The 16,519-nt window shown below is 70.8% G+C and carries 23 protein-coding genes; 22 read left to right on the forward strand and 1 reads right to left on the reverse strand.

The window, feature by feature from the left end:
* Window positions 1-47: 47 nt before the first annotated feature.
* The 11 genes from BMW85_RS45905 (at window position 48) to BMW85_RS45955 (ending at window position 5,419) form a co-directional block, all read left to right on the forward strand.
* Window positions 48-953 carry a hypothetical protein gene (locus BMW85_RS45905; RefSeq protein WP_091094056.1) on the forward strand — a complete coding sequence of 302 codons (906 nt, stop codon included), beginning with the start codon at window positions 48-50 and terminating at the stop codon, window positions 951-953.
* A gap of 48 nt (window positions 954-1,001) precedes the next feature.
* Window positions 1,002-1,952 (forward strand): major capsid protein, encoded by a 951-nt coding sequence (locus BMW85_RS45910; RefSeq protein WP_091094057.1) that lies wholly within the window; start codon window positions 1,002-1,004, stop codon window positions 1,950-1,952.
* Window positions 1,949-2,272, forward strand: a complete 324-nt coding sequence (locus tag BMW85_RS45915; protein ID WP_091094058.1) for a hypothetical protein — start codon at window positions 1,949-1,951, stop codon at window positions 2,270-2,272. Before BMW85_RS45910 ends, BMW85_RS45915 begins: the two co-directional genes overlap by 4 nt.
* A complete protein-coding gene (locus BMW85_RS45920; protein WP_091094059.1) occupies window positions 2,259-2,606 on the forward strand; it encodes a hypothetical protein in 348 nt (115 codons plus the stop codon). The genes BMW85_RS45915 and BMW85_RS45920 overlap by 14 nt, the downstream gene beginning before the upstream one ends.
* Before the next feature lie 10 nt (window positions 2,607-2,616).
* Window positions 2,617-3,009 (forward strand): hypothetical protein, encoded by a 393-nt coding sequence (locus BMW85_RS45925; RefSeq protein WP_091094060.1) that lies wholly within the window; start codon window positions 2,617-2,619, stop codon window positions 3,007-3,009.
* 3 nt (window positions 3,010-3,012) lie between these two features.
* Entirely contained in the window at window positions 3,013-3,324 is a 312-nt protein-coding gene (locus tag BMW85_RS45930; protein ID WP_091094061.1) for a hypothetical protein, read from the forward strand.
* Window positions 3,321-3,695, forward strand: coding sequence for a hypothetical protein (locus BMW85_RS45935; RefSeq protein WP_143082637.1), 375 nt, complete (start codon window positions 3,321-3,323; stop codon window positions 3,693-3,695). The genes BMW85_RS45930 and BMW85_RS45935 overlap by 4 nt, the downstream gene beginning before the upstream one ends.
* Window positions 3,692-4,162, forward strand: coding sequence for a minor capsid protein (locus BMW85_RS45940; RefSeq protein WP_091094063.1), 471 nt, complete (start codon window positions 3,692-3,694; stop codon window positions 4,160-4,162). Before BMW85_RS45935 ends, BMW85_RS45940 begins: the two co-directional genes overlap by 4 nt.
* Before the next feature lie 68 nt (window positions 4,163-4,230).
* The gene (locus BMW85_RS45945) at window positions 4,231-4,707 is read left to right on the forward strand and encodes a phage tail tube protein (RefSeq protein ID WP_143082638.1); all 477 of its coding nucleotides are present in this window, start codon (window positions 4,231-4,233) and stop codon (window positions 4,705-4,707) included.
* Window positions 4,704-5,198 (forward strand): DUF7426 family protein, encoded by a 495-nt coding sequence (locus BMW85_RS45950; protein ID WP_143082639.1) that lies wholly within the window; start codon window positions 4,704-4,706, stop codon window positions 5,196-5,198. Before BMW85_RS45945 ends, BMW85_RS45950 begins: the two co-directional genes overlap by 4 nt.
* A 14-nt stretch (window positions 5,199-5,212) precedes the next feature.
* A complete protein-coding gene (locus BMW85_RS45955; RefSeq protein ID WP_091094066.1) occupies window positions 5,213-5,419 on the forward strand; it encodes a hypothetical protein in 207 nt (68 codons plus the stop codon).
* A 46-nt stretch (window positions 5,420-5,465) separates the two neighbouring features.
* Here the strand turns inward: BMW85_RS45955 and BMW85_RS50180 are convergent, their stop codons facing one another.
* Window positions 5,466-5,627: a hypothetical protein gene (locus BMW85_RS50180; protein WP_177241236.1), complete on the reverse strand. Its 162-nt coding sequence runs from the start codon at window positions 5,625-5,627 to the stop codon at window positions 5,466-5,468.
* Window positions 5,628-5,657: 30 nt separating this feature from the next.
* Here BMW85_RS50180 and BMW85_RS45960 point away from each other — a divergent pair, with 30 nt between their 5' ends.
* From BMW85_RS45960 to BMW85_RS46015, 11 genes are all read left to right on the forward strand, one after another.
* Window positions 5,658-7,754 (forward strand): phage tail protein, encoded by a 2,097-nt coding sequence (locus BMW85_RS45960; protein ID WP_143082640.1) that lies wholly within the window; start codon window positions 5,658-5,660, stop codon window positions 7,752-7,754.
* Entirely contained in the window at window positions 7,754-8,635 is an 882-nt protein-coding gene (locus tag BMW85_RS45965) for a hypothetical protein (RefSeq protein WP_091094068.1), read from the forward strand. The genes BMW85_RS45960 and BMW85_RS45965 overlap by 1 nt, the downstream gene beginning before the upstream one ends.
* A gap of 698 nt (window positions 8,636-9,333) precedes the next feature.
* Window positions 9,334-10,488, forward strand: coding sequence for a hypothetical protein (locus BMW85_RS45975; RefSeq protein WP_091094070.1), 1,155 nt, complete (start codon window positions 9,334-9,336; stop codon window positions 10,486-10,488).
* A gap of 20 nt (window positions 10,489-10,508) precedes the next feature.
* Complete coding sequence (locus BMW85_RS45980; protein ID WP_091094071.1) at window positions 10,509-13,238, forward strand: fibronectin type III domain-containing protein; 2,730 nt, start codon at window positions 10,509-10,511, stop codon at window positions 13,236-13,238.
* 48 nt (window positions 13,239-13,286) lie between these two features.
* Complete coding sequence (locus BMW85_RS45985; protein WP_091094072.1) at window positions 13,287-13,982, forward strand: hypothetical protein; 696 nt, start codon at window positions 13,287-13,289, stop codon at window positions 13,980-13,982.
* Window positions 13,979-14,320 (forward strand): hypothetical protein, encoded by a 342-nt coding sequence (locus tag BMW85_RS45990; RefSeq protein ID WP_091094073.1) that lies wholly within the window; start codon window positions 13,979-13,981, stop codon window positions 14,318-14,320. Before BMW85_RS45985 ends, BMW85_RS45990 begins: the two co-directional genes overlap by 4 nt.
* Before the next feature lie 8 nt (window positions 14,321-14,328).
* Complete coding sequence (locus BMW85_RS45995) at window positions 14,329-14,616, forward strand: hypothetical protein (RefSeq protein WP_091094074.1); 288 nt, start codon at window positions 14,329-14,331, stop codon at window positions 14,614-14,616.
* Complete coding sequence (locus tag BMW85_RS46000) at window positions 14,603-14,875, forward strand: hypothetical protein (protein WP_177241237.1); 273 nt, start codon at window positions 14,603-14,605, stop codon at window positions 14,873-14,875. Before BMW85_RS45995 ends, BMW85_RS46000 begins: the two co-directional genes overlap by 14 nt.
* Window positions 14,872-15,642 (forward strand): CHAP domain-containing protein, encoded by a 771-nt coding sequence (locus BMW85_RS46005; protein ID WP_091094075.1) that lies wholly within the window; start codon window positions 14,872-14,874, stop codon window positions 15,640-15,642. Before BMW85_RS46000 ends, BMW85_RS46005 begins: the two co-directional genes overlap by 4 nt.
* Window positions 15,643-15,659: 17 nt before the next feature.
* Entirely contained in the window at window positions 15,660-16,070 is a 411-nt protein-coding gene (locus BMW85_RS46010) for a hypothetical protein (protein ID WP_143082641.1), read from the forward strand.
* A gap of 47 nt (window positions 16,071-16,117) precedes the next feature.
* Window positions 16,118-16,504 (forward strand): hypothetical protein, encoded by a 387-nt coding sequence (locus tag BMW85_RS46015; protein WP_091094077.1) that lies wholly within the window; start codon window positions 16,118-16,120, stop codon window positions 16,502-16,504.
* Window positions 16,505-16,519: the final 15 nt, after the last annotated feature.

The following is a 16,519-nucleotide window of genomic DNA, read 5'->3' on the forward strand; positions in this document are numbered from 1 at the left end:
CCCGCCTGGCGCGGGCCTTCCTCTTGTCCGGCTCCGGGAGGGCCAAGATGTTCGATCACTCGTTGCTGACGACGCCTGGCGCGATCATCGGCTACCGCAAGTCCGGCGCCCCGATCCGGCTCATCGCCGGAGGCAGCGGCGAAGGCGACGGCTCCGGCGGCGACGGCGGCGGCGCTGCTGGCGGATCTCAGTTCGGCGGCGAAGGCCAGCCGCAGGACGGCGGCGCCCAGCAGGACGGCGGCACGTCAGCGGCCGGGGTCACGCACCCGGACCGGTCCTCGTGGATCAACCCGGACGAGCCGATCAACCCTGACGCGATCAAGGTGGATCAGCTTCCGGCGTGGGGTCAGAAGCTGTTCCGCGACCTGCGGAAGGAAGCGGCCGACTACCGGTCCAAGATGGCCGACGCGCAGAAGGCCGCCGACGAGGCCGCCAAGAAGGCAGGCCCGTCGCCGGAGGAGGTCACCGCGCAGGTGCGGGCCGACTTCGCGCAGCAGATCGGCCAGGCGCTCGGCCTGATCGGCGGCGAGCAGGAGAAGCAGCTCACGCCCGAGCAGGTGATCGACCAGCTCACCGCTGAGAAGGACACGACCGCGAAGGAACGCGATCAGGAGAAGGAGCGGCACCGCCGTGCCCTGATCGAGCTGGCGGTGCACCGCGCCGGCTCGCAGATGGGCGCCGACCCGGAAGCCCTCCTCGACTCCAGGTCCTTCGTGAAGAAGGTCCGCGACCTGGACCCGGACGGCGAGGACTTCGCGACGAAGCTCGGCGAGGTCATCCAGCTCGCGATCGATGAACACCCGAAGTACAAGGCGGGCTCCCTGGCGGGGCCGCCTCCCCGGAGCGGAGGGGAGTTCGCCGGCGGGCCTGGCGCGCGTCCCAGCGGCTCCGAACCCACCATCGACGACTTCCGGAAGCGCCGCGCGGCGGCGGCCAAGGAGAAGTCGTCCTAACGCGCTCGTTGGCGGTAACGCCAACGGCATCCGTCAGGAGAAGGCCCGATGCCGAACACGTTCCTCACCCCGTCGATCATCGCCCGGCAGGCGCTGGCGAACCTGTATGAAACCACGGTCATGGCCCAACTGGTCCACCGCGACTACGAGGCCGAGTTCGTGAACCGGATCGGCGACACGATCACGATCAGGAAGCCCGCGATCTTCGAGGCCAAGAGCTTCAACCGGACGACGGGCATCGAGATCCAGAACGCGACCGAGGGCAGCATTCCGATCACCCTCGACAAGTTCGTTGACGTCAGCTTCGCTGTTACGTCGGAAGAGTTGACGTTGGACATCATCGACTTCAACGCCCAGCTCCTTGCCCCGGCGGTCGAGGCCATCGCGCAGCGGATCGACCGCGACATTTTGTCGCTGCGCGCCGACGTCCTCCAGAGGGTCGGTACGGCCGGGACCACGGTGACCGGCGTCGGCGGCCCCGTCACCGGCACCAACGAGTGGGCGTGGGACAACCCGCGCGTGGTCATCGACGCGCGCCGCGTGCTGAACCAGCGGAACGTGCCGCCCACGGACAGGTTCGTCGTGGTCGGGCCGGAGATCGAGGCGCAGTGGCTCGGCGACCCGCTGTTCCACCAGGCCGACACCCGAGGTGACACCGAGGGTCTGCGTGAGGCCAACCTCGGTAGGCGCGTCTTCGGTCACGACGGCTACCAGACGCAGAACATCAAGGGCCCGTCCGGCACGCCGACGACCGGCCAGCCGAACACGGAGATCGGCGTCGCATTTCATAAGACGGCGTTCGCGTTGGTGACGCGCCCGCTGGTGTTGCCGCAGGGCGCCGCGAACGCGCACGTCGAGTCCTACAAGGGATTCGCGTTGAGAGTGGTCATGGGCTACGACCAGGCCAAGAAGCAGGACATCGTCAGCATCGACACCCTGTACGGGGTCAAGACGCTCGACGCCGACCGCGCCGTGAAGATTCACGGGGTCGTCGCGTGAGGTGGCGGTACGCGAACGCCAACACCGGCGACGTGGTGCTCCTGGACGAGCGTGACCCGTGCCTGGACATGCTCCCCAACTGGACCGTCTCCGGTTCCACCAGCGTGGGGGAACCGGAGTCAGGCCCGTCGAACTCCGGCCAGGCTACGCCTGGCCGGCCGCCCGAGTCCGCGAACAAGGCCGCGTGGGTCGCCTACGCCGTGGCGCGCGGCATGGCCGAGGCCGACGCGAAGGGCCTGCGCAAGGACGCGCTCATCGAGGAGTTCGGCGAGAACTCCGACAACGACGACGAGGAGGGGGGCGGCGGTGGCCAGGACTGACCTTCCGATCACGCCCATGCCGAAGGCGGGGCTGTCCCTGGCGGGCGCGCTGCCCACCGCGGCGGCCGTGGACGGACACGCCTTCGGCCACTCGGCGAAGCGGCTGGTCCGGATCCGGAACAGCTCCGGCAGCCCGAAGACGGTGACCGCGGTCATCCCCGGCGAGGTCGAGGGGCAACCGCTCGCCGACCGGCCGTACGTCATCCCGGCCACGACCGGCGACGTGCTGATCCCGCCGTTCGGCGACATCTACGCCCAGGACGACGGCAAGGTGTACCTCGACTACCCGGCCGACCCGTCAGGGCTGACGGTCGCCGTGTACGAGATGCCGTAGGCAGGCCGACATGGTGTACGCGAACGCGGACGACTACGCGGCCTACACCGGCAAGCCGGCCCCGGACGGGATCGACGCCGTGCTGGCCCGGGCCAGCGAGCGGATCGATGAACTGCTGGTGACGGCGGTCTACGCGGTGGACCCGGCCACAGAGCTGCCGACCGATGAGAAGGTGGCCGACGCCATCCGGCGGGCGACCTGCGCCCAGGCCGCCTGGTCGGTGGCGGTCGGCGACCCGTACGGCGTGGCCGCCGCGTTCAAATCGGTGTCGATCGGCTCCGTGAAGCTCGACCGCGCCGGCGGGGGCGAAGCGGGACCGGCCCGGCATGCGCCGGACGCGGCGTCGATCCTGCGCGTCGCGGGCCTGCTGCCCGGCTTCGTGATCGACCAGGGCGCGTGGTGAGCGGTGCTGATCCCCGAGTGGGTATTCACGCACACCGCGACGATCGAGCCGTACGAGGGCGACGGCGCGTACGGCCCCATCTTCGGCTCTCAGGTGACGGAGCGGTGCCTGGTGGACGACGAGCGGCGGCTTGTCCGCAACGCGGAGGGCTCGGAAGTTGTGTCCGATACGACGATCTTCTTCCCGCCCGGCACGCACTGCCCGGAGGGGTCGCGGGTGACCGTGAACGACCGGACGACCACGGTCATCGCGTCCCATAACCGATCCGGTGGGGGCCTGCCGACGCCGGACCATACGGAGGTGGTGTGCCGATGACGCAACGCGGCATCGACGTGGACGTGCGGTTGGACCTGCACGTCAACCCCGAGGCGCTGGAGGCCAAGGCGCGGGTGGCGATCGAGCGGGGTCTCCAGGCGGCGACCGAGCACGTGCTGACGGCGACCCAGCCGAAGGTGCCGTGGCAGACCGGCGACCTGGAACGGTCAGGGTCGGCGGTCGTGGACCGGTCGAACCTCGACGGCGTGATCTCGTTCGATCAGCCGTACGCGGTCGCCCAGCATGAACAGCTCGACTGGGAGCACCCGCTGAAGGGCGAGCCGAAGTACCTGGAGACGACCCTGTACGAGGAGGCCGAGGTGGTGCGGGCGATGGTGGCCAAGGCGGTGCGGAAGGCGCTCGGCGGATGACCACGCCGTCACCGCCGCTGCCGGGCCAGTTCTCGCGGGCGCTGCTGAACGGGCTGGCCGCGCTGCTCGCGGAGCGTGGGGTCGGCGTGTGGTCGCCGGTCGGCGCGTACGGGCCGCATCAGCTCGCGCTCACGATCGGCGGCTTGCCCGCCACCCCGGACACCGCGATCTCGCTGGCCATCTACGGGACCGGCGGCGACGACCTGGACGGCGGCGACTCGACGGTGCTCGTGCAGCTCCGGATGCGGGCCAAGGGCGACCCGCGTGACGTGGGCGACTACGCCGACGCCGTCTTCTCCGTGCTGCACGGCCTGACCGAGGTCCGGCTGTCGTCCGGGGTGCTGGTGCTGCGCGCGCGGCGCACGGTGGTGGCGCCGCCCGGCCGGGACTCCTCCGGCCGGTGGGAACGCGCCGACAGCTACGAGCTGATGGTGCACTGGCCCACCGCTCAGCGGGACGACGACTAGCCCCGCTCCCTTTCCTTCATCGCGGGCCTGGCGCGGCCAGGATCGCGCGCACGAACGGAGACACGATCATGACTCTGGTGAGCATGCTCGCCAAGCACTGGTGCATGGACGTCAACACCGCAGGGCCGGGCGCTCCCGCCCCCTCGTGGACCCGCGTTCGTGGCCTGTCCAAGTGGGAGAAGTCCACCGACGACAACGTCGAGGACGACGGCGACTTCGATGACGAGTCCGGGTACGGCTCGGACGTCATCACCGAACGCAAGTGGAAGATCGAGGCCGAGGGCCGCCGGAAGCGGAACAACACCGAGGTGTTCGTGCCCGACGCCGGCCAGGAGTACATCCGCAAGGCCGCCCGCAAGGTCGGCCTGGGCGCGTTCATCGAGGTCCGCTGGTACCGGCGGGACGGCTCCGACGAGGCGTACCAGGGGCTGTGCCAGGTCAACGAGTTCACGATGGGCGGCGAGAAGACCGACCTCGAACCCTTCAGCTTCACTCTGTTGGGCTCGGGCGAGGACGTCGAGATCGACAACCCGCTGGCGGCATGATGGCGCAGTTCCGGAACCTGGACGAGTTCTTCGACCCGTACCTGCGGCTACCGGTCGGCGGCAAGACGTACGCGGTCCCGCCGCCGAACGGCGAGGTGGGCCTGCTGGTGCAGCGGCTCATGCACGCCGGGATCGCCGCCGAGGCCGGTCAGGACGTGGACGCCGAAGGGCTCGGCGACCTGGCCAAGTCCGTGCTGGAGGGCGACAGCGGCGACAGCGGCGACACCGACCTGTACCAGCGCATCCTTGGCCCCGTCTGGGACGAACTGTTCGCCGACAAGCTCGACTGGCCGGTGATCCAGCACATCGGCGAGACGGCGATGCTGTGGATCGCCGCCGGGGCGGACGCCGCCGCGAAGCACTGGGAGGCCGGCGCGGGGGAAGCGGAGGCCCCGAACCGGAAGGCTCGCCGGGCGGCGGCGGCGCAGGCCCGATCGACCCGGTCACGGGGCTCGCGGAGTGGTACGACCCGGACGACGGACTCGGCCTGACCGGAGGCCCCGCAGTGTCCTGGCTGGACCTGCTGACCCGCTGGGACCTGATCGAGGCTGACCTGCACCAGACGTACGGCATCGACCTCGACCGGTCGGGCGCACTGCGCGACCGGTCGTGGCGGTGGCTGCGGACCCGGATCGCCGGGCTGCTCGTGTGTGACTCGCGGATCGCCCGCGCGCTCGACCCCGGCGACGACGGCCCCGGCCGCCGCCGCTGACCCCTCCCTCCCCCTTCTCTCCTTCTGCTGGCGTTACCGCCAGCGTTCAGGCCGCCACGCCTCCTGATCTTTCTCTGATCGAAGGGCGGTGGCCGTCGTGAACGTCGGCGAGCTGTTCGCCAGGCTCCGGCTGAAGGACCACCTCACCAGCGCGCTCGGCCGCGCCATCGGCTTCTTCCGGGCCAAGGCCGCCGAGTTCCGCGCGCACGCCGGCTCCATCGCTGCCGGGTCGGTGCAGATGGGTGCCCGGCTGGCGGCGACCGCCGTGGCCGGTGCGACCGCCGCCGCCGGCCTGGCCGCCGCGGCGCAGGGCGCGCTCGGCCTGATCGCGGCGCTCGCGCCCGCCGCCGGGATCGTGGCCGCGCTGCCCGGCGCGCTCGCGCTCGGCGCCGGAGCGCTGGCCACACTCAAGATCGCGCTGTCCGGGGTCGGCGACGCCTTCTCGGCGGCGCTCGCCGACGACCCGAAGAAGTTCGCCGAGTCCCTGGCCGGGCTGTCACCGGCCGCGCGGGCGGCGGCGATGGAGCTGCGCGCGGCCAAGCCCGCGATCGACGCCCTCAAGAGCAGCGTCCAGGAGGCGTTCTTCGCCCCGCTGGCCGGCCAGATCGCCGCCGTGGCGGCGGCGCTGTCGGGTCCGCTCAGGTCCGGCATGTCCGGCGTCGCCTCGCAGATGGGGCTCGGCGCGGCCGAGGTGGCGCGGTTCGCCTCGTCCGGGCAGACCGTCGCCGCCCTGTCTTCGATCTTCGCGTCGCTACGGTCCGCCGTGGCGGCGACGCTGCCCGCGATCCAGCCGGTCCTGGCCGGGTTCCGGGACCTGGCCGTCGTCGGCGCCGGCTTCTCGGCCGGGCTCGCGCCGGGGATCGCCGCGGCGGCGGCCCGGTTCGGCGAGTTCCTGTCGCAGGCCGCCGCCAGCGGCAAGGCGCTCGCCTGGATGCAGGGCGCCGTCGCGGTGTTCCAGCAGCTCGGCCAGATCGCCGGGAACCTGATCGGGATCGTCCGAGGGGTCTTCTCGGCGATGCAGACCGGCGGGTCCGGCGCGCTCGGCGTGCTCGGCCAACTCCTCGGCCAGCTAAACCAGTTCGTCAACAGTGCGCAGGGCCAGCAGATCCTTGTCACGATCTTCCAGTCGCTCGCCCAGGTCGGCGGCGTGCTGATGCCGATCTTCACGGCGCTCGGGGGTGCGCTGGCGCTGGTCGCGCCGCACGTGGCCGCCATCGCGGTCGCCCTCGGCCCTGGGCTCGCCGCCGCTGTCGGTGCGCTCGGTCCTGCGCTGGCCGCGCTCGGTCCAGGGCTGACGCTCGTGGCGCAGATGCTGTCGCAGGCGTTCGCGAACCCGGCGATGCAGGCGGGGTTGCTCGCGCTCGGTCAGGGGATCTCGGCGGTGCTCGCTGCGGCGGCTCCACTCCTGCCGGTGGTGGGTCAGCTCGCCGGGATTCTGGGTCAACTTCTGGGCGCGGCGCTGGCGAATCTGGCGGCGCTGCTCGCCCCCGTGATTTCGGCGCTTTCGTCCAGTTTGCAGCCACTTCTTCCGGTTTTGTCGAGCGCGATCACGGATCTGGCGGCGGCCACGGCCCCACTCGCCGCTCAAATCGGACAAGTGCTAGCAATAGCCATCAAAACGGTGCTTCCGCCCCTGGTGCAGCTCGCGGTGGATCTGCTCCCGCCCCTGGTGGAGCTGACGAAGCAACTGATCCCGCTGATCACCTCCTGGGTGAGCAGCATGTCCTCCATCCTGGGCGTGATTCAGCCGATCGTCCCACCATTGGTGCAGATCGCGACGTCGCTCCTGCCCTTCTGGATCAAGATCATCACGGCCCTGGTGAAACTGATCAACGGCGACTTCAAGGGTGCCTTCCAATCGATCATGTCGGCCATCAAGGGCTTCGGCGACACGATCATGAACGCCGGGAAAGCCCTGATGGACGGCCTCTGGAACGGCATCGTCGCCGCCGGAAACCAGATCAAATCCAAGATCGTCGGCTTCCTCCGGTCCATCCTCCCGCAGCCCGTGCTCGACTTCCTCGGCATCCACTCGCCGTCGAAGCTGTTCGCCAAGATGGGCCGCGAGGTACCCGCCGGACTCGCCCTCGGCATCACCCAGGCCGGAGGACTGGTGCGCACCGCCGTGCAGCGCATGGCCGGGATCGTCGCCGGCGCGGGCATCCCCGACATGCAGATGCCGGGCCTGGCCGTGCCGGGCGGAGCGGCCGGGACGGGCCTCGGCGGAGCGTCGCGCGTCGTCGTGCACCAGACGAACTACTACCCGCAAGCCGAACCGACCTCGGCCAGCGTGAACCGCGGGCTTCAGCTCACGAGCGCCTTGGGGGTGATCTAGTGCCGTCGTACACGCTGGACGGCGTGCCGCTCGACCACCCGGCCGGCTGCTGGAAGCTGAAGAAGGGCACCCAGCGCAGGCCGCTCCCCGGCGCGCGGGCCGTGCGCGTCTCCGTGCCCGGCCGCGCCGGTGAATTGCCCATCACGGGCCTCGACCACGAGATCACGTCGTTCTCTCTGGTGTTCACCGTGACGGGCGCGACCCCGACCGGCGGCGACGGCGGCTTTGCCCAGCTCGAAACCAACCTGGAAGCGTTGGCGGCGATGCTCGGCGTCCGGCACCGGCTCATGAGCCTCCGCTACCAGGCCGGGGCGATCGTGCGGGTGGCCGACGTGACCGTGGTTGCCGCCAGCGAGCCCGAGCTGCGGGTCGGTGCGGCCCGCGCCAGACTGACCGCCGTGGTCGAGGTGCCCGGCGTTTACTGGCGCGACGAAACCACCGCCACCTGGCAGGGGGCGGCGAACACCGCCGACCAGCCGATCGCGACCCTCGCCGGGAGCACCGCGCCCGTCACCGACGCTCTGATCCGCGTCACGGGGCCGGCCACGAACATCACCGTGCGGGACGTGGCCACGCAGGGCGCGGTGGGTCTGCTCGCTGCCGGGGCGAACTCCATCACGGCTTCGGAGCGGCTGCTGATCGACGCCGCCGCCATGCGCGCCGCCATCGTCACCACCGACACCTGGGACCTCGCCGGAGGCACGGACCGGACGGGCGTGATCAGCGTGTTCGGGCCGGGATCGGCGTCGCGATGGATACACCTGACCCCGGCGATGGCCGTGGGCGATCCGTTCTCCCGCGCGGTGCTCATCTCGTGCACGGCGACCGGAACCACCGCGGCGTCGAAGCTCGAAGTTCGCGCCCGACGCTCTTATCTCTGAGGAACAACAGCGCGAACGAGCCAAGAAATGGTGCGTTGGAAGGAACTTGGATGTGCGGGGCTCTGAACAAGCGAGGCAGCTACACAGTATGGTTTACGAGGGAGTGAGTCATGCATGATTCATTCGCGGAGTTGTCGCGAGGCCCCGGCCACCGTGCCAATGGAGAGCCGAGGCCCCGCGTGGGGGCTCAGTCAGCCGCTGGTGCGGCTAGCTGAGCCCTCCTCTGTTGAGAGCCCAGTCGAGCAGGATGAGCAGCAGTTGCAGGAGCAACAGCCTGTCTTCGCCGTCTGGTTCTCTCGGGGAGCTGTGCAGCGAACTCACCTCCTGGACCGGATCAGGAACCTTGTGGGGTTGGCCCCGGTCCGCCGGCCGACCCAATTGGACGCCGACCGGCTAGTGAGATCGCTTGCTACCAGCTCCCTTGAATCGTAGTGACTTCGCCGCGAGTGCGGCGATCGTAGTAACGAGATTCCGGCGGTCATTTTGTCCGTTCTAATCGGACATGGCCTGCGTTCGTGGGCGTAATCCGCCCAAAAAAACTTTCGGACAAACAAGAACTGTAGGTAATTGATTCACTGCGGATGGTGAGAAACGGGGGTGTTTCCTGCGGAAACCCCTCCATTCCGGGACATATGCCAACCCCGCCCGAAATTCCTCGCAGCTTTTCTGAAATACGTTCCACCGGGTGAGGAGGGATCGTGCCCTTCGACCTCCGCCTCGTCGCCTACGCCCCGAACGGGGCGCGGCTGGGCATCCTCCCGCACCCGACGTCTCTCCAGGTGTCCTGGCCGCTCAACGACGTTCCAGCGCTCAAGTTCACCTACAGTGCGCACGCCGTGGGCGCTCAACTGATCGCACAGCCGTGCGAGATCGGCGTGCAGTGGTCGGCGGATGGCACCACCTGGACGGAGAACGGCGACGGCCGGTTCCTCCTCCTCCGCCGCGAGGGCGACCAGCTCGACCCGTCCGGAGTGTGGCGGTTCGACTGCCCCTCCTACCTGTGGGTGCTGAAGAAGGCCGTCACGTACGCGCACGCCTCCATCGCCCCCGTCAACGGCCAGCGCATGTACGGCAGCCCGACGCCGAACGCCACCGCCGGGTTCATCATGAACTCGCTCCTGACCGAAGCGCAGGCGCGCGGCGCCCTGTTCAACTTCGGGTGGACGTTCACCGGCACCACCGACAGCGCCACCACCACCTGGAGCCAGACCTTCGGTCTCGGCATCCCCCTCGGCACCGACGTGCTCTCGGTCCTGCTGACGCTCGTGGACGCCGGGCTCATCGACATCCGCATGACCGGCCCCCGCACTCTGTCCGCGTGGCGGCCCGGAACCGCGATCTTCCGCAACCTCACCACCGTCCCCGCCCCGGTCGAGCTCGCCGCCGGCCGCGACATCCGCGCCGCCCCCGACGTCGGCACGCTGGAGGACATGGCCAGCGCCGTGTACGTCGTCGGCGACGCCAGCTTCCGCATCGAGCGGACGAACATCGGCACCCCTCTGCCGTGGGGCCGGTGGGAGGTCGGCGTGCGCCAAGTCGGCGTGACCGAGACCAGCGCCGCGGCGCTCGTGGGCGACTCGCTGCTCGTGCGCGGCGCCGTCGAACGCACCCAGCGCACCCGCGAACTGTCGTTCACCGCCGCGCGGTGGCTGCCGCTGCGGGACTACCTGCCCGGCGACCTCATCTACGCGCCGGGCGAGGCCGGACAGCGCAAGGCGATGCGCGTCCGTCAGATCACGTTGACCCGGACCGACCGCGGGGTGGTCGGCGGGAACCTCGTCCTCGATGACCGGCTCGCCGACCTGGAGCTTCTGGTGCGCCGCCGGGTCGCGCTCCTTGCCCGTCGCCCCTGAGTGGAACTGAGAGGAGCACCGTGCAGGTCATCACGCCCGGACGTCCGGAGCCGTACGCGCTGCGGCTGACCGCCTACGCCCCGAACGGCGCGCGGCTCGGGACGCTGCCGCACCACCTCGGGTTCGAGGCCGGGATACCGCTCAACGACGTGCCGAGCCTGCGACTCACCTACCCGGCGGCCGGCGCGGGCGCCGAGCTGCTGACCGCGCCAGTGGAGATCGCCGTCGAGGTGTCGGTCGGCGGCGGCCCGTGGCTGGAACCGAACGACGCCCGCTTCCTGCGGATCAAGCGGGGGAGCAACGCCACCGACGCCACCGGCGCGCGGAGCTACGACTGCCCCGGCTACGCGTGGATGCTGCGCAAGCTCGTGCTGCATCCAGGCCCGGTCATGGTCGAGGGCAAGCGGCCGTTCTCCGCCGTGTCGGCGGGGGCGATCCTTCGGACGTTCGTGGACGAGGGCCACGCGCGCGGCACGCTGCCCGGCCTCGCGGTGGCGTTCACCACCACGCACGACTCCGCCGGGCAGCCGTGGGACAAGACGCTGACGCTCCAGGTAGAGCCCGGCGCGGACCTGCTCACTCTCCTGCTCAACCTCAGCGAACAGGGCGTGCTCGACTGGACGATGACCGGCCGCACCCTCCGCGCCTACAACGAAGGCACGATCCTGGGCGAAGACCTCGCCGCCGGGCACGCTCCGGTGGACCTGCGGCTCGGCCGCGACATCGACGACGCCCCCGCGACCGCAACTCTCGAGGATCTGGCGTCGGCGATCCTCGTGCGCGGCGAGGCCGGGCTGAGCGTCGAGGTGACCAACCCCAGCGCGCCGCAGCCGTGGGGCCGGTGGGAGACCGCCCAGTCCCAGGGCGGCGTGGCCGACGAGGGGACGGCGATCCTCCTCGGCACCAACGCGCTCGCCCGCGCCGGCCGAGAGAGGACCCAGCTCACGCGCGGCATCCGCGTCGAGGCGGCGCGGTGGCTGCCGCTCGTGCACTACCGGCCCGGAGACCTGGTGCTCGCCCCCGGCGAGACCGGCGCGATGGAACCGGTCCGGGTCCGGCAGATCACCGTGTCCGTGGGCCAGGACGGCGGCATCGGCGGCAACCTCGTCCTGCACGACCGGTTCATCGAGCGGGAACTGCGGCTCGCCCGCCAGGCGGCGGGCATCCTCGCCGGCGGCGTCTCCTCCGGCGGGACGGGCGGCACTCCGGCGCCGGAGCCGTCCGGCCGCGTGGCGGCGGCCCCGGCCGGGCTCATCGTGGAACCGGCCGCGTACACCGACGAGCACGGGTTCGCCCGCGGTCAGATCACGGCCACCTGGACGCCGGTCACCGCTGACGTGAACGGCGTCGCCCTGGACGTGGACGGCTACGAGCTGTACGCCCGCGTCAACGCGACCGGGCAGGTGTGGCGGCACATCGCCACCAGCGACGACACCACGGCGACGTACTCGCCGCTCGTCGTGGCCACCACGTACGCATTCAAAGTCCGCGCCACCGCCGCGGGCACCAAGGGCGCGTTCGGGCCGGAGTTCGTGGTCCTGGTCCCGGACGACGTCACCCCGCCGCCCGTCCCCTCGACGCCGGTGCTCTCGACGCGGCTCGGCGTCATCGACGCCGCATGGAACGGCCTCGGGTCGTCAGGCGAGCCGATGCCGCCGGACTTCGAGCACGTCCGGGTGCACATGGCGGCCGACGCCGAAGGCCCGTGGACAGTCGTGGATCACCTGCGGGCGGCCGGGTCCGCGCTCATCGCCGACCAGCCGTACAACACGCCGCGCTGGTTCCGGCTGACGTCGGTGGACCGGCGCGGCAACACCTCGGCGCCCTCGGCCGCCGCCTCCATCGCGACGCAGCCGCTCGTCAACGGCGACATCATCGGCGAGGTCATCGACGGCGCGAACATCGTGCCCGGCACGGTGAACGCGGCCGACGCCGTCATCGCCAACACGATCACCGGAGGGCTCATCCAGGCCCTCGCCATCGAGACCCCGCACCTCAAGGCCAACGCGGTCACGCTCGACAAGCTCGCCGCCGGGTCCGTGGACGCGACCCGGCTGACCGCGACCGCCATCGACGGCAAGACCATCACCGGGGCGTTCATCCGCACCGCCGCGACCGGCCGGCGGCTGGAGTTCGCGCCGCCCGGCGCGACGTACCCGGAGATGCGGTTCATCCCGGCCAGTGCCGGGAGCAACTACACCCGGCTGAGGACGCGCGACGACCAGTGGCCCGGCGAGGCGACGTTCGAGATCACGAGCGGAACCAACTCGGGTGTGACCGCCGCGAGCCAGACCTCGATCGCGGCTGGGTTCATGCAGATGCAGGTCAGGGACTCGACCCTGTCGAATCCCAATGGTGGGCTCATGGAACTGGCCGAGTCGTATGCCCGGTACGGCTACTTCCGCAGCGCCGACCGCGAGCAATACTTCTGGTTCGACAACTCCGGCCGCACCCGCCACGTCGGCAAGTGGTGGGACTTCACCGCACTCGGCCCCACCGCGGGCATCCTCGCCGGCTCCGTCACCTTCGCCTCGGCCGGGTCGGGCGCGAACATCCGCTTCCTGTCCTACGGCGCGTCCATGGACGGCAACATGGGGCCCGTCGTCGTCATGCGGCGCGGCCTGTCCAGCCCGACCTCGCACACCCCGTCCGGGTCGTGGTACGTGACCGAGTCCCTCCAAACCGGCTTCCGGATCTCCACCAGCTTCCCGGACGGTTTCGCGATCTACTGGTGGGCTCACCGGCATTGACCAGCCCATCCGCCGCACCCCCGACGCCGACATGAGAAGGACTCCGCGATGCCCGAGCTGGTCGAGGTGTGGGACGCCGAGCTGTCCTACACGCACACGCCCCTGATGGACACGCCGGGGCCGGTCCCCGCGCACGCGGACGGCGCCGAACCGCTGTGGTGCGTCTACCAGTACGCGCCCGCGACGCAGATGGAGATCCACCACGCTCTGCCGCACACCCTGTTCGAGTGGCGGGCCGCGATGCACGGCATCGACCCCGACGACACCGCGACACTGCTCGACGTCGCGCTGCACGAGCCGTACCTGCCCGCCGCCGACGACATGTTCGCGTCCGACGACCCGTCCGCCGCGTCGGTGCTCGCCGAGACGCGCGGCCTGCCGACGTGGCAGACACCGGGCGTGCCCGACGCTGACCGGCTCGCCGCGTGCCTGGCCCAGATCGAGGCGGTGAAGACGCACCGGGTGCGGCTGGAAGCGGCTCCGCTGACGGCCCGGCTCAAGGCGCTGGTGTACGTCGGCTCCGACCGCGCCCTGGCCGACGACCCGCTGGAGCCGGTCACGTCGCTGATGCGGCTCGACCCCGTCCGCGTGCAGGCCCGTCGCCAGGCGGTCGAATGGGTGAGAGCTGGCCGGGAAGCCGCTGCCGCGGCCGGGCGGGGCCTGATCGTGCCGACGTTCCACGGGCCGAAACCTGCCGGGACGTTCGTCGGGATGCAGCCCCGGCCAGGGGGGAGCAGCCTGTGAGCGCCGACGACATGCCCAGCGTCGCCCTGTCGCTGGAGACACTGCGACGCCTGGTCGAAGTCGGCTTCGCCCAGGTCAACGGCCAGATCGCGTTGGTCCGGCAGGAGCTGGAGCAGGTGAACGCTCAGCACGCCAGCCTCGCGCAGCGCGTCGAGCAGGACAGGATGACCGCCGACGTCCGCCACGCCGCGCTGGAGACCCGCCTGGACGCTCTCGAACGGGAGGCGGTGACGCGGTCCCAGCTCGCCGACCGCACCCGCCAGATCATCGCCGTCGTGACCGTGCTGCTGCTCGTCGCGGGCACCGTCATATCGCTGATCAGCCTGACCCGGAACTGAGCCCCCTGTTGATCGTGTTCCCCGCGCGGGACGGCCTGCTCGTCGTGCCCGCTGTTCTGCCCATCCACGTCAGCGACGACGAGCTCAAGATGACCGTCGCCGACTGGCTCACCCACCGGGAGATCCCCATGTCCGACCCCTCCGCCGAGCCGATCGAGGTCCTGGACGGCCAGGACCCGCTTCCGCTGCCGCCGTTCGCCGGCGCGGGCGTGACCGCGCTCGACCCCGACCAGGACGCGCTCCCGCAGGAGCCCGGCAGCGCCATCGAGGAGGTGCCCGCCGATGACCACGCCTGACCGGCCACCCATCACCGGAGACATCGTCCGCTACCGAGGCAAGCACGGTTTCCACGCGGTTCGCGCCGCCATCGTGACGGCCGACGTGGACACCCTCGATCCCGCCGGTGTGCGCGTTGGCACCGTGCCCGCGCTCGACAGCCCCGCACACGTCCACCTGCTGGTGTTCACCCCCGGCGCGCGCGGCTCGTTCTGGGAGTTCAACGTGCCGCCCGGCGACGAGCCCGGCACCTGGCACTGGCCGCCGGAGCGGTCATGAAGGTCACGGACCCCGTGGACCGGCTCCTGTCCGAGGCCCGCGCGCAGCTCGGCTACACCGAGAGCCCGACCGGCTGGACCGTGTTCGGGTCGTGGTGGGCCAAACGCCACGGCAAACCGTCGTCGTGGGCGCTGGAGCCGTGGTGCGACATGTTCGTCGCCTGGTGCGCGTACAAGGCCGGGCTGCTGCCCGTCGTCGGCGACCACGCCTGGACGGTCGGCCACGCGCAGTGGTTCAAAGCGCGCGGCCAATGGGGGCACACCCCGCGGCGGGGCGCGATCGTGTTCTTCGACTGGGGCGGCTCCCGCGACATCCAGCGCATCGACCACGTCGGCATCGTGGAGGCCGTCCGCGACGGCAGCCGGACCATCGTCACGATCGAGGGCAACACCGACAACCGCGTGAGACGCCGTGAACGGTCGCTGGCGAACGTGGCCGGGTTCGGCTACCCCGTCTACCTGCCCGCGCCTGCGACTCCGAAGCCGCCCGCTACTCCGGCGCTCACCTGGACGGAGACGATGATGAAGAACCTCCCGACGCTGCGGCGCGGCGACGGCAAGGACCCGAACGACCCGAAGCGGTGGCACGTCAAGACCGCGTTCTACCTGCTGCACGCCCGAGGCCACGGCCTGGCGGGCGGCATAGACGACACCGTGTTCGGCGGCCCCATGGAGGACGCCGTCCGCGCCGTCCAGCGCGCCGCGGGCAAGCGCGTGGACGGCGTGATCGGGCCGGAAACCTGGCCCGTGCTCGTCCGCGTCTCCTGACACCCCAAGGAGTGATCATGCTGAGGTTCCTGTCCACCGTGCTCGCCGCCCTCGCTGCCGTGCTGCTCGCGGCCGGGCTCGGCGGCACCATCGCCACCGCCACCACCACGGCGGCGGCCCCGAAGACGCTCGGCTTCTGCGCCAAGCAAGCCGGCGGCGCGGTCCGCATGCTGGAGCCCAAGAACACCGCCAAGTCGCAGTTCGGCGCCTGCAAGAAGGGCGAGACCCGCGTCCAGCTCCCCACCACCACGGCCAAGGGCCCGAAGGGCGACACCGGACCGGCCGGCCCCAAGGGCGAGACCGGCAAGGACGGCAAGGACGGGCGCGGGCTCGACGGCGCACCCTTCAAGATGACGTTCACCGGCAACGGCCCCTGGTCCTGCTCGTGGAAGGCCGACACCGAGACGCTCGCCTGCATCACCCCATAGTTCATTCGTTTGCGTAACCGCCAACTCACCCCTCTTGGAGGACTGGCATGTCCATCGTGAAGAAGACGCCGACCGTCTGGGGGCAGGAGCCCGCGGTCATCGCGTACGTGCTGAACGCGCTGCTGGCGTTCCTCGTCACCATCCCCGCCCTCGGCCTGGACGAGACCGCGGCGGGCTACATCTCGACCATCGGGTCGGGGGTGCTCGCGCTCATCGTCGCGTGGCAGACCCGGCCGTGGGTCATCTCCGCGCTGACCGGCTCGGTGTCCACGATCCTGACGGGCGTCTCGCACTTCTGGCTGGTGCTCACCCCCGCGCAGACGGCGGCGTTCATTCTGCTGCTGTCGTCGGTCCTCGGCCTGGTCCTGCGCGGCCATGTGTCCCCGAAGGCGGGGCCGGTCGCACCGGTCGTCGTCGTGAATCGACTGTCGTAGCCTCCCCAGACCGAG

It is taken from the genome of Nonomuraea wenchangensis, assembly GCF_900111685.1.
Lineage (GTDB): Bacteria > Actinomycetota > Actinomycetes > Streptosporangiales > Streptosporangiaceae > Nonomuraea > Nonomuraea wenchangensis.